This window comes from Anaerobium acetethylicum (assembly GCF_900096945.1).
GTDB lineage: Bacteria > Bacillota > Clostridia > Lachnospirales > Lachnospiraceae > Anaerobium > Anaerobium acetethylicum.
On sequence record NZ_FMKA01000028.1, the window covers coordinates 1 to 16947 of the forward strand.

At 48.4% G+C, this 16947-nt stretch carries 14 protein-coding genes; 10 read left to right on the forward strand and 4 right to left on the reverse strand.

Annotated features, from left to right (window positions below):
• Positions 1-123: 123 nt before the first annotated feature.
• The 4 genes from BJR36_RS15520 to BJR36_RS15535 all read left to right on the forward strand — a co-directional run bounded on the left by BJR36_RS15520 (position 124) and on the right by BJR36_RS15535 (position 4294).
• Positions 124-939 (forward strand): mechanosensitive ion channel family protein, encoded by an 816-nt coding sequence (locus BJR36_RS15520; RefSeq protein WP_091236048.1) that lies wholly within the window; start codon positions 124-126, stop codon positions 937-939.
• Positions 940-1088: 149 nt separating this feature from the next.
• Positions 1089-2876, forward strand: coding sequence for a B12-binding domain-containing radical SAM protein (locus tag BJR36_RS15525; RefSeq protein WP_091236050.1), 1788 nt, complete (start codon positions 1089-1091; stop codon positions 2874-2876).
• Positions 2873-3541, forward strand: a complete 669-nt coding sequence (gene nth / locus BJR36_RS15530) for an endonuclease III (RefSeq protein WP_091236052.1) — start codon at positions 2873-2875, stop codon at positions 3539-3541. The genes BJR36_RS15525 and nth overlap by 4 nt, the downstream gene beginning before the upstream one ends.
• Before the next feature lie 24 nt (positions 3542-3565).
• Entirely contained in the window at positions 3566-4294 is a 729-nt protein-coding gene (locus BJR36_RS15535; protein WP_242875615.1) for a 3'-5' exonuclease, read from the forward strand.
• A gap of 4 nt (positions 4295-4298) precedes the next feature.
• On the opposite strand, the gene BJR36_RS15540 is transcribed toward BJR36_RS15535, so the two are convergent.
• Positions 4299-4907: a globin family protein gene (locus BJR36_RS15540; protein ID WP_091236054.1), complete on the reverse strand. Its 609-nt coding sequence runs from the start codon at positions 4905-4907 to the stop codon at positions 4299-4301.
• Positions 4908-5285: 378 nt separating this feature from the next.
• On the opposite strand from BJR36_RS15540, the gene BJR36_RS15545 reads away from it, so the two are divergent.
• From BJR36_RS15545 to BJR36_RS15565, 5 genes are all read left to right on the forward strand, one after another.
• Positions 5286-6908 carry a VanW family protein gene (locus tag BJR36_RS15545; protein ID WP_169823736.1) on the forward strand — a complete coding sequence of 541 codons (1623 nt, stop codon included), beginning with the start codon at positions 5286-5288 and terminating at the stop codon, positions 6906-6908.
• 254 nt (positions 6909-7162) lie between these two features.
• Complete coding sequence (locus BJR36_RS15550; RefSeq protein WP_091236058.1) at positions 7163-8158, forward strand: AIR synthase family protein; 996 nt, start codon at positions 7163-7165, stop codon at positions 8156-8158.
• A 136-nt stretch (positions 8159-8294) separates the two neighbouring features.
• Positions 8295-8777 (forward strand): Lrp/AsnC family transcriptional regulator, encoded by a 483-nt coding sequence (locus BJR36_RS15555; RefSeq protein ID WP_091236061.1) that lies wholly within the window; start codon positions 8295-8297, stop codon positions 8775-8777.
• A complete protein-coding gene (locus BJR36_RS15560) occupies positions 8774-9949 on the forward strand; it encodes an aminotransferase class I/II-fold pyridoxal phosphate-dependent enzyme (protein ID WP_091236062.1) in 1176 nt (391 codons plus the stop codon). Before BJR36_RS15555 ends, BJR36_RS15560 begins: the two co-directional genes overlap by 4 nt.
• A gap of 20 nt (positions 9950-9969) precedes the next feature.
• Positions 9970-10470, forward strand: coding sequence for a tRNA (cytidine(34)-2'-O)-methyltransferase (locus BJR36_RS15565; protein ID WP_091236063.1), 501 nt, complete (start codon positions 9970-9972; stop codon positions 10468-10470).
• A gap of 98 nt (positions 10471-10568) precedes the next feature.
• Here the strand turns inward: BJR36_RS15565 and BJR36_RS15570 are convergent, their stop codons facing one another.
• The 3 genes from BJR36_RS15570 to BJR36_RS15580 all read right to left on the reverse strand — a co-directional run bounded on the left by BJR36_RS15570 (position 10569) and on the right by BJR36_RS15580 (position 15170).
• The gene (locus BJR36_RS15570; protein WP_091236065.1) at positions 10569-11981 is read right to left on the reverse strand and encodes a sensor histidine kinase; all 1413 of its coding nucleotides are present in this window, start codon (positions 11979-11981) and stop codon (positions 10569-10571) included.
• Positions 11982-12014: 33 nt separating this feature from the next.
• Positions 12015-12719: a response regulator transcription factor gene (locus BJR36_RS15575; RefSeq protein WP_091236068.1), complete on the reverse strand. Its 705-nt coding sequence runs from the start codon at positions 12717-12719 to the stop codon at positions 12015-12017.
• 69 nt (positions 12720-12788) lie between these two features.
• Positions 12789-15170: an endonuclease MutS2 gene (locus tag BJR36_RS15580; RefSeq protein WP_091236070.1), complete on the reverse strand. Its 2382-nt coding sequence runs from the start codon at positions 15168-15170 to the stop codon at positions 12789-12791.
• A gap of 436 nt (positions 15171-15606) precedes the next feature.
• Between BJR36_RS15580 and BJR36_RS15585 the strand changes: the two genes are divergently transcribed.
• Complete coding sequence (locus tag BJR36_RS15585) at positions 15607-16887, forward strand: S1C family serine protease (protein ID WP_091236072.1); 1281 nt, start codon at positions 15607-15609, stop codon at positions 16885-16887.
• The last annotated feature ends 60 nt before the right edge of the window (positions 16888-16947 follow it).

The following is a 16947-nucleotide window of genomic DNA, read 5'->3' on the forward strand; positions in this document are numbered from 1 at the left end:
TACCTCTATTTTACCACTTGCGGAGAGAAAATTTATATAAATGAAGCAATAAAACCCAGTAAAATCAATGGGTTGCGGCGTTTATCAAACGCCTAGGAACATTTACAGGTAAGGAGAAACAAAATGAACGACAATATATACTACAGCATTGGGATCGTGGCAGCTGCGCTGGTCCTGAACAGGCTGAACAAGCTTCTGTTCAGAAAGATACTGATGAGACGCAACAGGATCCATTTGAAATTCCTGCGCTCCATCGTATCCGTGACCATCTATGTGCTGGCAACATACGGCTTATTATCCCAGTTCGAGGTGACGCAGAAGCTCACACAGTCGATACTGACCAGTTCGAGCATTATCGTGGCGGTGGTGATTTTTGCTGCCCAGGAGAGCCTGAACGACATTATAAGCGGGGTGATGCTGTCCTGGAGCAGGCCTTTTGAAATCGGCGAACGCTTGCAGATCGTAAGCCTGAACATTACAGGAACTGTGGAGGACATCACCGTAAGGCACACGATCATAAGGACCTTCAACCACTCCAAGGTGGTGGTGCCTAATAGCGTGCTGAATAAGCAGGTCATTGAGAAGAACAGCAATTCGGACAACAGGGCGGGCAATTTCCTGGATGTCACGGTGAGCTTTGAATCTGACCTTGCAAGAGCCATAGAAATTATGGAAGAACTGGTATCCTCCCACGAACTGGTGCTGATTACGGAGGAGACGCCGGTGAAAGTGTTTGTAAGGGATATCTGTGAAAACGGAGTTGCCCTTCGGGTGCAGGTTTGGACCTGCGAGATCGGGGAAAACTTCCAGACCTGCAGCGACCTCAGGAAGAGCCTGCTGGAGGCATTTAGGGAGAATAAAATCGAGATACCATACAGGCATATCAAAATCGTGGAGCAGGGTGGTAAGATGCGGGCGGCTGCAAGCGATAGGGGTTGATTCTTCGCAGATTTATGTTATCATTAAATAAGATAAAGTAAGACGGCGTTAAAGGGGGCTTTGGAGTTTGCTGAAGCCTTCTTTTTTTATCTCATAGGAAGAACTGTCCTATCATAAGAAAAATCCGTCCTGGAGGAGGAGAATTCTAGTTGAAGATTTTACTGGTTGCAGTGAATGCAAAATACATACATTCCAATCTGGCGGTGTACAGCCTCAGGGCGTATGCGGAAAAATACAGGGACCAGATCGAGATAGCAGAATATACGATTAACCATTATACAGACGACATCCTGCAGGACCTCTACAAGAGGAAGCCGGATGTGGTCGCATTTTCCTGCTATATATGGAACCTCAGCCATGTCAGGGCTCTGATCGGGGATTTCCACAAGCTGATGCCGGATACCCCTATATGGCTTGGAGGTCCCGAGGTTTCCTACGATGCAGAGGAGTTCCTGCGGGAATTCCCCATGGTCAGGGGAATCATGACCGGGGAAGGTGAAAAGTCCTTCCATAAGCTGGCGCACTACTATGCCGGCAAATCCGCAGTCAGACAGGATGAGGAAGCTGCCTTTTCAGGAATAGAAGGCATCACCTACAGGGGCAGGAATGGAAATATCATCGTAAATCATGCCTGCAGCGTAATGGATATGAGCGGCATTCCCTTTGCCTATGAGGATATGGCGGATTTTAAAAACAAGATCATCTATTACGAGTCGAGCCGGGGGTGTCCGTTTTCCTGCAGCTACTGCCTGTCCTCCATCGACAAGAAGCTGCGGTTCAGGGATACAGAACTTGTAAAAAAGGAGCTGGGATTCTTCCTTGATGAAAAGGTGCCCCAGGTGAAGTTCGTGGACAGGACATTCAACTGCAGCCACGGACATGCCATGGAAATCTGGAGATTTCTGAAGGAGAATGACAACGGAATCACAAACTTTCATTTCGAGATCGCGGCGGATCTGCTGAATGAAGAGGAGATGGATCTGATCAGAACCATGAGGCCGGGGCTGATACAGCTGGAAATCGGAGTCCAGTCGACAAATCCTCGAACGATTCAGGAAATCGACAGGACCATGGATTTTGCAACCCTGTCCAGGGTCGTAGCAAAGATCCGCAGCGGCGGAAATATCCACCAGCATCTCGACCTGATTGCAGGACTTCCTTATGAAGGGTACGAAAGCTTTTCCTCTTCTTTCAATGACGTCTATGCATTGAAGCCAGACCAGCTGCAGCTGGGATTCCTGAAGGTCCTGAAGGGCTCGAAGATGCACCGCAACGCAGGCAGCTACGGCATCGTGTATAAGAGCAGCCCACCCTATGAGGTGCTGTATACAAAGTGGCTTTCTTATGACGAAGTGCTGAAGCTAAAGGGGGTCGAGGAAATGGTCGAGCTGTTCTACAACAGCGCCCAGTTTACTGCTTCCATAAGGCAGCTGGAGACGCTTTTTGAAACACCGTTTGAACTCTACACCAGGCTCTGGGAGTTCTATCAGGACAGAGGATACAGCGTGGCAGGTCCCTCGAGAATGGGCCGTTATGATATCCTCCTGGAATTCGCGAAGGAAAATGCCCCGGAAAATGAGGGCATGTACAAAGACCTTCTGCTTTTTGACCTGTATGCCCGCGAAAATCTCAAGAGCAGACCGTCCTGGGCAAAGGATGCAGAAGCCCTGAAGGAACACAAGGAGCGGATTCGTGCATTCTATATGGAAGAGGAGAAAACGCCTGTCTATCTGAAGGGGTATGAGGGGTACCAGTATAAGCAGCTGTCCAAGATGACCCATATTGAGGTGTTTGAATGGAACGCAGCAAAAGGAGCCCCCCTGGCCGGCGAAGACAGAGGATCATACATGGTCCTTTTCGACTACAGGAACAGGAATCCGCTGACTAAGGATGCGGCTGTGTATGTGGTAGAGCAGGGAGAAGGAGGCGGCCGATGACAAAGAGGACGAAAGAAATACTGGAACTTCTGGATAAAAAGTATTCAACGGAATATAAATGCTATCTCCATCATGAGACGCCGTGGCAGCTTTTGATCGCTACCATCCTGAGCGCCCAGTGCACAGATGCCAGAGTCAATATCGTTACGGAGAAGCTGTTCAAAAAGTATACGTCCCTGCAGGATTTCGCAGATGCGGACCTGGTGGAGCTTGAGCAGGACATCAGGTCGACTGGCTTCTACAGGAATAAGGCAAGGAACATCAAAGCCTGTGCCGGAGCAATCATGGAAAAGCACGGCGGGGAGGTTCCCCGGGATATAGAGGAGCTTACGGCACTGCCGGGAGTCGGCAGAAAGACTGCCAATGTCATCAGGGGAAATATTTTTCACGAGCCCAGCATTGTGGTGGATACCCATGTAAAGCGCATTTCGAAAAGGCTTGGATTCACAGTTTCCGAGGACCCGGAAAAGATCGAGTACGACCTTATGAAAGTGCTTCCGGAGGATCACTGGATCCTCTACAACATACAGATCATAACCTTTGGAAGGGAAATATGCACCGCAAGGAATCCGGGGTGCGAGGAATGCTTTTTACAGGATTACTGCCTTGAATATGGGGCGCAAAAAAAGAAGAAGAGAAAAACAGCTGACAAACCGGGCAAATAGGATTCCCGGAAAGAAAGAGAAAAGATGGAAATATTGAATTCATACGTAGCGTTCGATCTGGAGACCACGGGGCTGAATCCCAAATCTGACAGAATCATAGAGATCGGCGCCGTAAAAATAGTGGACGGAAAGCCGGCAGAAATCTTTGAGACCCTGGTCAACCCGGGGATGAGGATTTCTGGAAGGATAACGGAAATCACAGGAATAGACAATGAAATGGCGGCAAAGGGGAAAAAAACCGAAGAGGCGGTGAAGGAATTTATCGATTTCTGCGGCGACCATGTGCTGCTTGGCCACAACCTGATGTTCGACTACAGCTTTATGAAGAGAAGCGCCGTAAACAGCGGAATGAGCTTTGAGAAAACGGGGATCGACACTCTGAAGATTGCGAGAAAGACCCTTCCGGATCTGGAAAGCAGGACCCTCGGATATCTGAGCAGCTACTTCAGGCTGAGCCATGAGAACAAGCACAGGGCCTACAGCGATGCTCTGGCAACAGCCCTGCTTTATCAGAGGCTGGCAGAAGATTTCTGGGAAGAGGAAAAAGAAATATTCCGTCCCCAGCCGCTGATCTATCCGGTGAAGAGGGAAGGCCCGATTACAAAAAGGCAAAAAGCATACTTGAATGATTTGATGAAATATCATAAAATAGACATAACTGTCGGGATTGACACCCTGACAAAGAATGAAGCTTCAAGACTGATCGATAAGATCCTCTTCAATAACGGAAAAATCCCTACGGGCCAGATATAAGGCCCTATTCCCCCAGGGATTCCGAAAGGATCCGCAGGATCGTCGGTTTCATAAGGGAGTCAAGCGTTTCGGCATCTGCCATCAGACGGCGTATTTTTTCGGGCTGTCCCTGCATGCTGTAAAGTTTCGCAAGGAGGGCATAATGCCCGCTGATATCGGTGCGGCATCGGACTCCGAACTCCAGTACGGAAACAGCTTCTTCTGTTAACGAAAGTTCATCAAGGCGAACCCCCCAGCGATACAGTAGCCTGGCAAGGCTGGTGAAATTCTGGTCATAGGAGATCAGGGTGTTCAGGTTGGCAGTTCCATATTCCAGCTTCAGTTCTGTATTGGAAATGCCCGTAAGATTTACAATCTGCTTTTCGGCCAGCTCCAAAATGCCGGCCTGGCAGGCAAGCAGCTCGTTGTCTTCGGTTTCAGGAAAAGGCAGGGAATGAAGGGGAATTTCAATGTAGTCCAGAGAGTCCAGAGATTTTTTTGCGGCCCTGTTGGCGCGGGACTCCCGGTTCCAAAAAGTTTCGCTTTCTTTTTCCATGTTTCTGGAAGCCCGCTTCAGGGCGAAGGAAAACCACAGGACTAAAAGGACGATAGATGTAAACCAAGGCAGCTTCATAAATAGATAAGTTCCTTTCTAAAAAAAGAGGTGATAAAATGTTTAATTTCAATAATTCAAAATCAAGAAAAATGGTCTCGACGGTAATCATTGTCATGCTGGTGATTTCGATGGTGCTTTCTGTTGTACTTCCGTTTTTTTCCTAATCCGGGGATCAGGCGGAAAGGGCATGCAGGATTCGGTTTTTTTGTCTCATAGGAAAGTTCGTCCCATGAAATAAAAACGCATAAAAGAACTTCGCAGGACAACGGCTCTGGACAGTTACACATAATATACAGAAACCAGGGGACAATGTCAAATATATTAGTGCTAATTTGTATTGAAAATGATGTTGAGTATGATAAAATATTCGTAACGAATAAAAAAGGAGTAAATAAAATGAAAATTAGGGAAAGATTGCTATCTGTAGTGATTTTATTAATGGTCATCATGACATTTGGAACTACCGCATATGCAACCGGGGCTGAGAAGGAAGACACAATTGAAGCAACGACCGAAAAAACAGACAATGACACTGAAAACACCATCAGCAAGGGCGTTTTTGTAGGGGATATAGAGATATCCGGAATGACTACGGAAGAGGCGGCGGCAGCAGTCGATGCCTATATAGCTGATTTGAACAATAAAACGCTGACATTTGACGTAAATGGAAATGAAGTCAAGGCGGCAGTAAGCGAACTGGGGCTCACCTGGGAAAACAGAGGAATCATCGATGAAGCTTCGGAGCTTGGAAAGACCGGAAACATCGTGAAGCGATATAAGGACCTGAAGGATCTGGAAAAAGAGCCTCATAAATACGAGGCCGAACTGAAGGCAGATACAGAGCTTATAAAGACTATGGTCGAAGAGAAATGTACAAAATACAATGTGGAAGCAGTCGATGGAACCCTTAAGAAAAACGGCGGCGAATTCAGCTTTGTTGCGGGCACTCAGGGCGTCGAGGTAAACGTGGAGAAATCAGTTGAAGGAATTGCAGCATTTCTCCTGGGCTCCTGGAATAAGCAGGATGCTTCCTGCGAGCTGGCAATCGATACGGTTGCACCTAAGGGAACAGCAGAGGAACTGAGCAAGGTAAAGGATGTCCTTGGAACCTTTACGACAAGCTACGGAAGTTCGGGAGCGGACAGATCAGGCAATGTTGCGACGGGAGCTAAGCATATCAACGGAACAGTGGTGTATCCGGGAGAAACGTTTTCTGTTTATGAGGCGGTAAGTCCTTTCACGGCTGCAAACGGATACTTCGTGGCAGGTGCATACCTGAACGGCATGGTCGTGGACAGCGTTGGAGGCGGTATCTGCCAGGTTTCGACAACCCTCTACAATGCAGTCCTGAGAGCAGAGCTGGAAGTAGTTGAAAGGTCAAACCACTCCATGATCGTAACCTATGTGGATCCAGCGGCAGATGCGGCAATTGCCGGTACTTACAAGGATTTCAAATTCAAAAATAACAGCGATGCTCCAGTGTATATCGAAAGCTACACAGGCGGAAAGAAGGTCACATTCAATATTTACGGCCAGGAAACAAGGTCAGCAGGACGCAAAGTCGAATTCAGAAGCGAGACACTCAGCACGACTGAACCGCCGGCGGATGTGGTGACTGCAGATCCATCCCTTTCCCTCGGAACGGTGAAAGTGACCCAGTCCTCTCATAGAGGATACGTTGCAAAGCTTTACAAAATCGTGTATGAAAACGGCGTGCAGGTAAGCAAGGAAGAAGTCAACAAAAGTACATACAAGGCGGCGCCTAAGTATGTAAGCGTCGGAACAGCAGGAGCATCTGCAGAGGCGGCAGCCACTATAGCAGCTCAGGCGGCGGCAGGAGATACGGCGGGAGCAAAGGCGACCGCACAGGCGGCGGCGGCACAGAATGCGGCGGCGGAAGCGGCAGCAGCTGCTGCGGCACAGCAGCAAGTGACTGATCCGACAGTAAATACGCCTCCTGCAACGACAGATCCGGGAACAACGACAGATCCGGTTCCGGAAACTCCGGCAGCACAGTAAAGGCTGGCGTAACTATTCAGGACTACATCCTTCATAGTCACAGATGATGCACACAAATTGCATAGTCAGCAATTTGGCGCATGCATGTCTCGGGTTTTTATGCAAAATCAGCATAAAAAACCTCGCGGGACAGGGGTTCTGAACAGTTACAGGCTGGCAACTGTTCAGAAGACCTGTGACTATGAAGGTCATGGGCCTGAATAGCGGCAAAAGCTGATACAAAATAGAAGAGACATAGAAAGGCTGATAAGGAAATGAAAGTAGGAAAAGTATCCGAAGCGGTTTTAAAGCGTTCCGTACTGAAACAGGTTAAGAATAAAAGAAAAGAGGTACTTCTCGGAGCTGGCGTCGGTGAAGACTGTGCAATCGTGAAGCTCGAACCGGGAGAAGTCCTTGCTTTTTCAACGGACCCGATTACCGGAACGGTGAAGGATATCGGAAACCTTGCCATACACATCACGGCAAACGACCTTGCAACCACCGGAGCGGAGCCGATCGGCGTGATGCTCACAATCCTGCTTCCTGAATCAGTATTCGAATCAGAACTGAAGGAAATGATGCAGCAGATAGAAAAGACCTGCACCGAACTGAACATACAGGTAATCGGAGGACATACGGAGGTAACGCCCGCAGTCAACCAGCCTGTCATAACGGTATCGGGGGTCGGCAAGGTAAAAGAGGGCGCACTGGTCACCACGGCCGGGGCAAGAGCCGGGCAGGACATCGTAGTTTCAAAATGGCTTGGCATAGAAGGCACCTCCATAATCGCAAAGGAAAAAGAAGAAGAGCTTCTGAAAAAACTGCCGGAAGCACTCGTTGAAACGGCAAAATCCTTCGACCAGTACATATCTGTGGTGAAGGAGGCCGGCATAGCTGTCAAGGCAGGCGTATCGGCCATGCATGATGTTACGGAAGGCGGAATCTTCGGAGCCCTCTGGGAAATGGCGGAAGCATCAGGCATCGGACTTGAAATAGATCTGAAAAAAATACCGATCAGACAGGAAACCGTAGAACTCTGCGAATGCTTTGACTTAAACCCGTACTGCCTTATTTCTTCAGGCAGCATGCTGATGGCCATCGACAACGGCTATGACCTGGTACGGGCGTTGGAGAAAAAAGGAATCCCGGCAGCCGTAATCGGAAAGGCGACAAAGGGTAAAGACAGAGTCGTCGTGAATGACGATGAGGTGCGTTATCTGGAGCCGCCGAAAAGCGACGAGATTTATAAGATATATATAAATCGCGATTAATCAGCCGTGCCGACTGAATGATTACGATGATGAATATAAAATGTCCCGGGTTTTTATGCAAATTCAGCATAAAAACACCTCGCGAGACAGGGGTTCTGAACAGTTACCATAAAATAATCAATTGGAGATGAGTGACATGAGAGAGAAGATTTTATCGTATATCGAGAAGAACAGCAGAATCGATATCAAGGATCTGGCAGTTCTGCTTGGGATGGAAGAAGCTGAAGTAGCCAATGAGCTTTCGGCAATGGAACAGGAAAAGGTAATCTGCGGATACCATACGCTGATCGACTGGGAAAAGACAAACAACGAAAAGGTCACTGCATTGATTGAAGTAAGGGTCACTCCTCAGAGAGGACAGGGCTTCGACAGGATTGCAGAAAGAATCTACAACTATCCCGAAGTAAATGCCGTATACCTGATGTCAGGCGGATTCGATTTTACTGTCATCATCGAAGGAAAGACAATGAGGGATGTTGCCCAGTTCGTATCGGACAAGCTGGCTCCCCAGGAAGCGATCCTGAGCACGGCTACCCATTTTGTACTGAAAAAATACAAGGATCATGGCACTGTTCTGGTCCAGGGTTCAAAAGATGAAAGGATGCTGGTGACTCCATGAGAAATCCATTATCAGATAAAGTAATCAGCATTGAGCCGTCCGGAATCAGAAAGTTTTTCGATATTGTAAGTGAAATGAAGGATGCAATCTCTCTGGGCGTTGGGGAACCTGATTTTGACACCCCATGGCATATCAGGGATGAGGGAATCTATTCCCTTGAAAAGGGGCGCACATTCTATACATCCAATGCAGGGCTCAAGGAACTGAAGGTTGAAATCTGCAAATATTTAAAGAGAAGAGTCGGTCTGGACTATGACTATAACCTTGAAACCCTGGTCACGGTAGGCGGAAGCGAAGCAATTGACCTTGCCCTCAGGGCGATGATCAATCCTGGAGATGAGGTGCTTATCCCGCAGCCAAGCTATGTTTCCTACCTGCCATGCACGGTGCTTGCGGACGGTGTTCCGGTGGTAATCGAGCTGAAGGCCGAAAACCAGTTCAAGCTCACAAGGCAGGAGCTTCTGGATGGAATCACGCCAAAGACAAAAATTCTGATCCTTCCGTTTCCCAACAACCCTACAGGCGCAATCATGACAAGGGAAGAGCTGAAGGAAATTGTCGAAGTGGTCATAGAAAAAGATATTTTTGTAATCACGGACGAAATATACTCGGAGCTCAGCTACAGCGGCAATCATGTGTCGATTGCAGAGTTCCCGGGAATGAAGGAAAGAACAATCCTGATTAACGGCTTTTCCAAAGCATATGCCATGACAGGCTGGAGGCTTGGATATGCAGTAGGACCAAAAGAAATCATCGAACAGATGATCAAAATACACCAGTTCGCAATCATGTGCGCACCTACCACAAGCCAGTATGCTGCAGTCGAAGCCCTGAAAAACGGGGATGAAGACGTGGCTGCCATGCGGGAGGCCTATGACCAGAGGCGGCGGTTCCTGGTCAATGCCTTCAAGGAAATGAAGCTTGAATGCTTCGAACCGTTCGGCGCATTTTATGTATTCCCATGCATCAGGGAATTCGGAATGACTTCGGATGAGTTTGCAACAAGGCTCCTGAAAGAGGAAAAGGTTGCGGTAGTTCCGGGAACGGCATTCGGAAGCTGCGGCGAGGGATTTTTAAGGATTTCCTATGCCTACTCTCTGGAAAACCTGAAGCTTGCCCTGGAACGAATCAACAGATTCGTAGAAAGGCTCAGAGCCGAAAAATGCAATTAAGCAGGCATGGAGGAAGAAAAATGGCAGCATTGAACATCGTGCTTTACGAACCGGAAATTCCGGCGAATACAGGAAATATCGGGAGGACCTGCGTTGCAACAGGCACCAGGCTTCACCTGATAGAGCCCCTTGGATTCAGGCTCAATGAAAAAGAAATAAGACGCGCGGGAATGGACTACTGGAAGGATCTTGATGTGACGACCTATATCAACTACCAGGATTTCCTGGATAAGAATCCGGGAGCGAAAATCTACATGGCTACAACCAAAGCGCCCAACGTATACACAGAGGTCTCCTACGAGCCTGATTGCTACATCATGTTCGGAAAGGAAAGCGCCGGGATACCGGAGGAGATTCTAGTGAATCATCAGGACACTGCGATCAGGATTCCGATGATCGGGGATATCAGATCCCTCAACCTGGGAAATTCGGTGGCCGTGGTGCTTTATGAGGCCCTGAGGCAGAACAATTTTGAAAACATGAATCTTGAAGGACACCTGAAAAAATTCAAATGGGAATAAAGCCCAAAAAAGGTACCAGGTACTGTGAACAGTCGTTCACAGTACCTGGTACCTTTTTTTGATAAGGGGCGGGTGAAAATCACCCGCCTACTTTACCCTTATTTCTTTGATTTTGGAAGGGTGAAGATGAATTCGGTTCCGACCCCTTCCGTGCTTATTACATTGATATGTTCACCATGGGACTGGATGATTTCCTTTACGATGGAAAGTCCGAGTCCTGTGCCTCTTTTGTCTTTTCCGCGGGAAAGATCGGTCTTGTAGAAGCGTTCCCAGATCTTCTTCAGGCTGTCTTTTGGAATTCCGATGCCTGTATCCTTGACGGATACGAAAATCTTTTCATTTTTTTCAGTGGTTTCCACGTAGATTGTGGAGTTGTTGTGGCTGAATTTGATGGCATTGTCGAGCAGGTTGTAAAGAACCTGCTGAATCTTTCCTACGTCAGCGGACACATACATATCTTTTGATGCGAAAGTCAGATTGATGCTGATCTTCTTGCCTCTGCAGGTACCTTCAAATGCGGCGGCAGTGCTTTTTATGATGCTGTTGATGTCGAAGTCCACGATGTCCAGAAGGTTTTTGTTGATGTCGAAATTATTGAGTGTCAGGAGGCTGCTTGTAAGCTTGTTCAGACGCTCGGTTTCGAAAAGCACGATGTTCAGATATTTTTCCTGCATTTCCGGAGGGATAGTGCCGTCTAGTATGGCCTCCAGGTAGCCTTTGATGGAAGTGAGGGGGGAACGGAAATCGTGGGAAATATTAGAAATGAATTTTTTCTGGTATTCCTCGGACTTGCTCAGCTCGCTGGACATGTAGTTAAGCGATGCGGCCAGGTGTCCGATCTCGTCCTCGCTTGTTACGTTGAGTGCGTATTTCAGGTTTCCTTTTGCGTATTCGTTTGCAGCCAGGGTAATCTTCTTCAGAGGGATGTAGACGATCCAGGTGAAGACCCCCAGAATGATCAGCGACATGATAAAAATTACCAGAAGGGACATATAGGAGATGTTAAGGACCTTGTCCCGGTATTCGACGAGTCCCGACATGGGGGTGTGGATCAGCACATATCCACGCACCCTGAAATTGGAGGTGATTGGCGAATAGACCGTCAAAACATCTTCTGAATACAGGTCATAGAAATTGCCGATCTGGTAATAACGGCTGCCGCTGAGGGTCGGGTCGAAGGAGGTAAGGATCACCTGTTCGTCATTGGCGATGGTTCCTTCTGAGCTAATCAGCAGGCGGCCGGCTGGATCCACGATCCATATATCTGCAGATATGGAGGTTGCGATTGCGCTCAGGTTCGTCTGGACGCTCTCGACAGTGGACTGGTTCTTGAAATATGCTGAGCCGTATTTTGAAGAAAGGAGGGAAGCCTCCTTGTAAAGATCTTCGGCTCGGATTGTCGTCAGCTCTTTCATCGTGTATTCGGAGGCTATTGTTGAGATTATGATAAAGCTCATGATTCCGAAAACCAGATAAGCAAGCAGAAATTTTGTGTATAGGGATTTATTCATCCGGTATGCGGCCTCCTTTGCTGCGTGTTAGTTTTAACTTCTTACGTCGAATTTGTAGCCGATTCCCCAAACGGTGGAAAGTCCCCATTTGGCATGGTCTTTGATTTTCTCCCGCAGACGCTTTATATGTACGTCCACAGTTCTTGTGTCGCCGATGTATTCGTAGCCCCAGATATGGTCGAGAAGCTGCTCCCTTGTAAACACCTGGTTGGGTGAAGAGGCAAGGAAGTAGAGGAGCTCAAGCTCCTTGGGGGGCATCTCAACGGTCTCGCCGTTGTAAAGAACGGAATAGTTTGTCAGGTTTATGATGAGGTCGGGATATTCCACCACTTTTGCCCCTTCGTTGGCAGCCGGTACAGCCGGTGCCGGATTGAAGCGCCGCAGAACGGCCTTTACCCTGGCCACCATTTCTTTTGAGTCGAAGGGTTTTATGATGTAATCGTCAGCACCGAGCTCGAGCCCGAGCACTTTGTCAAAGATCTCGCCTTTTGCTGAAAGCATGATGATGGGTACGGAGGATCGCTGCCTGATTTCACGGCATACCTGGTATCCGTCGATTCCCGGAAGCATAAGATCCAGGAGGATCAGGTTTGGCTGGAAGGAATCGAATTCCTTCAGGGCGGATTCACCGTCGTGGACCATTTTCGTTTCGAAGCATTCTTTTGTAAGATAGAGGGAAATTAATTCTGCAATGCTGGCATCGTCATCGACGATGAGTATTTTCTGTTTTGACACCATATTGGGTACTCCCTTTCAAGTTGTAGTAACTATTCAGGACCACGCCCTTCATAGTTACAAGTATAGTTACTATTTAAACTCAACGATCGTCACTCCTGTTTCGCCTTCGCCGAATACGCCGAGGCGGAATGATTTTACGTAGTTCAGTCGTTTGAGGTGGCTGTGTACGCCATTTCTTAAGGCGCCGGTACCTTTGCCGTGTACGATGCGTACCTGAGGCACATGGGCGATGTAGGCGTCGTCGAGATATTTGTCAAGAACGGCGATGGCCTCGTCCACCGTTTTTCCGATCAGGTTGATCTCTGTAGTTATAGTTGAAGATTTCGCCATTTTGATCTTTCCGGCGCCAGTCCTGTTCGTGGCTGACGAGGATGCTGTGACGGCTGGTTCCTGAATAACCTCCAGGTCCTTGATGTTGATCTGGGAGCGGAGGATTCCCATCTGCACGTAAAGGTCGCCCTTTGCATTCGGCAGGGTGCTTACGGTTCCGTTGAGATTCAGGCTCAGGACTCTGACTGAGTCGCCGATTTTGAAGTCGGCAGGTTTATGCTGCTTTTTGGCTGCAGGCTTCGTCTTGTAGGCCAGGTTTTTCTCCACGTCGGACATCCTGCCCCTCAGGCGGTTTCTCTCGTTTTCCAGGTCCTTGGCGGACATGCCTTCTTTTCCGTATTTGTTGAAGTTCTTGATTGTCTGGTCGGCGTATTCCTTGGCTTCCCTGAGGATTTCATGGGCCTTTTCGTTTGCCTCCCGGATGATTTTCTCGCTGCGCTCGTCAAGTCTTGCCTGCTTTTCTTCCAGCTTTTTCTTTAAGGCCTGTGTTTCGCTCTTATACCGTTCAATCTCAGCCTGTTCCTTTTCGATTGTCGCACGGCTTGTCTCAAGATCCGTAATCAGGTCCTCGAAGGTCTCGTCCTGTGCAGTAAGCCTGCTTTTGGCATCCTCAATGATGAAGTCCGGAAGGCCGAGCTTGCTGGAAATGGCGAAGGCGTTACTCTTGCCGGGTATGCCGATCAGGAGGCGGTAGGTTGGGCGGAGTGTGGCAACATCGAATTCGCAGCATGCATTTTCAACGCCTTCCGTAGAGAGGGCATAGACCTTGAGTTCGCTGTAATGGGTGGTCGCCATGGTCCGGATGCGGCGGCTGTGCAGGTGGGAAAGCACTGAAATCGCCAGTGCGGCACCCTCCGTAGGGTCGGTTCCGGCACCAAGCTCGTCGAAGAGGACCAGGGATCTCTCGTCCGCGTGCTGCAGGATGGAGACGATGTTGGTCATATGGGAGGAGAAGGTACTCAGGCTCTGCTCGATGCTCTGCTCGTCGCCGATATCGGCATAGACCTCTTCGAAAAGGGCGAGCTCTGACTTGTCGAAGGCGGGTATGTGAAGGCCGGCCTGTCCCATCAGGGTGAGGAGGCCGACGGTCTTCAGGGACACGGTCTTGCCGCCTGTATTTGGTCCTGTCACGATCAGAAGATCAAAATCCCTTCCGAGGTGGATGTCTATGGGAACGACATTCTTTTTGTCAAGGAGCGGATGGCGCCCTTTTTTGATATTGATTCTTCCTGCGGTGTTGAATATGGGTTCCGTGCCGTTATAATCCTTCGAAAGGAGGGCTTTTGCAAAAATGAAATCCAGCTCGGTCAGGATGGAAAAATTACCGGCAATCGCTTCGATATACTCGGCGACCTGCGCGCTCAGGTCAGCAAGGATAACCTCGATTTCGTCGGCTTCCCTGATGGAGAGCTCCTTCAGGTCGTTGTTCAGCTTGACGACGGACATAGGCTCGATGAAAAGTGTGGCCCCTGTCGAGGACTGGTCGTGGATCATGCCCGGCACCTGGCCGCGGTATTCGGATTTTACAGGAAGGCAGTATCTGCCGTTCCTCATTGTGATAAGGGCATCCTGCAGATAGGTCCTTGCGGAGCCGCTCACCATGGAAGTCAGCTGCGAATGTATCTTGTCGTTTGTCTGCTGGATCGTCCGCCTGATATGCTTCAGATTGCTGCTGGCGTCGTCGCTGATTTCGTCTTCGGCCGGGATGCATCTTCTGATTTCCGAAGAAAGAGGCGTCAGAGGCTCGAGGGCCGAGAACATCGCATCAAGGGAATCGGGCGGCGTGTTGGCATGCTCGCGCCTGGAAAATGCCTTGACCCTGTTGGTGTTCTCGAGCAGGGTGCAGATCCTGAGAAGCTCCTCGGAGCTGAGCACGCTGCCGATTTCCAGTCTTTTTAAGGAACCGCGGACATCCTTGACGCCTGAAAAGGAAATGCTTCCCTTTTCGAAGATGCGGCTCAGGGCATCTGAGGTGTTGACCAGGGCGAGGCGTATTTCCTCGAGATCAGAGGCGGGTACCAGGTTCCGGCAGGCCTCTTTTCCCATAAGTGAGGAAGCATAGGCTGCCAGGCGGTCAATTATTTTATTATATTCTAAAGTCTTTAGTGCTTTGCTGTTCATTGTTTAAATCTCCTATAAGTTCTGACGGAGCATGCCCCGGATGGACCGCGGAATGCTCCTGAAGGCAGATAATATCTGAAAAAATTATGTTTACACCCTTATTATTTTAACCTATAATATAGTAAATGAAAACACATAAATGTGAGTTTCATTTAATTCATGATAATCAAAGGTTACTGTCCACTTCGTGAACAATAACACGCTTTATAATCAAATTTCTTAAAAAACCTGGCTCTGTGAAGCATAAAGGGGCCTGTTGTTTGGTCTGTTGCAGAGCGTCTCTGCTTTATTTACACTTATTTCATATACCGTTCACAAATTTCTGATAGGATATTAACATGGTTTAAAACTATGATGCAGGGGTCAAAAAATATTTTGCTCTCTGGATTTGTGATGCGTTGTGCGTATTGATGATTTAGTAAAAAGGAGATTTCCAATGTCTGTGGAAAATAAAAAAGAGGAAGAATTCCGCTTTATCACGGAAAAAATTAAAGCGAAACCTTTAGATAAGAAAAAAGCTGTCCTGAAAGCGGTGGGATTCATCGGAGCGGCAGCATTATTCGGGATCATTGCCTGCTTTATGTCTGTGCTTACGAAGCCCTTTGCGGAAAGCCTGTTCGCAAAGGAAGAAGTGTCAGCGATTACCATACCGAAAGACGAGGAAGCCGCAGAAGAGAACGGAAATGCACAGGTCGAAGGCGGAAACCAGCAGGAGCCTGTTGCAGAGGCAGCACCCCGGGAACTGAATGTCGGAGACTACGAAACGATCTATAAAGAACTCTATAAGGTCGCTGACCTTGCCGAATGTTTTATGGTGACCGTAACTGCGCGCACAAGCGATGTTGACTGGTTCAACAACACGTATGAAAGCCAGGGGCAGGTCTCGGGAACCATTGTCGGAAATAACGGACTGGAGCTGCTGATCCTGACGGAAAGAAGCGCCATCGAAGGTGCGGATGAAATTCAGGTGACCTTTGTAAATAAGGACATGGAGACGGCTACCATTAAGAGATACGATGCAAATACCGGACTTGCAGTCATCGGCGTTCCTATTGCGGGGATGAAGAAGGAGACTCTGGACAAGGTGGAAATCGCGACTCTTGGGAATTCCTATTCGGCAGGGCAGGGAGAGCCTGTCATGGCCCTTGGAAGCCCTCTCGGCTATCCGAATTCCGTTTTCCACGGTTTCATAACGTCGTGCAAAAATACAGTTTCGACGCTGGATGTGAATTATGACCTGATCAACACGGATATCATAGGAAGCAGCCAGGGAAGCGGAACAATCATCAATACAGACGGAGAGGTAATCGGCGTAATCGCCCAGAAATATGGAACGGAAAGCAGCCAGAATACGGTTGTGGCGTTGTCTGTTTCAGAAATCAAAGGGCTGATAGAAAAATTGTCCAATAATCAGGATATCGTGTACTTCGGAATCAAAGGCATAGAAGTGACGGACACGATAGCGATCAAAATGGAAATTCCAAGGGGCGTTTATGTGACTGAAACGGCAATCGATTCGCCGGCGATGACATCCGGAATCCAGAGCGGGGACATTATTGTAAGCTTTGATGATGAAAAGGTGACATCCCTGATGGATTTTGAGAACAGGCTTGTAAGATATGCGCCGGGACAGGTCGTGGAAGTAAAAGTAATGCGTCATGGAAGCGAAGGTTACAAGGAAATCGCGTTTATCGTGACTTTGGGAAGCTTAAAATAAAAATAGAATAAAAGTTCCGGCGGGCATAGACCCGGTCTGGAACGGAGCAGTATTAGTTTG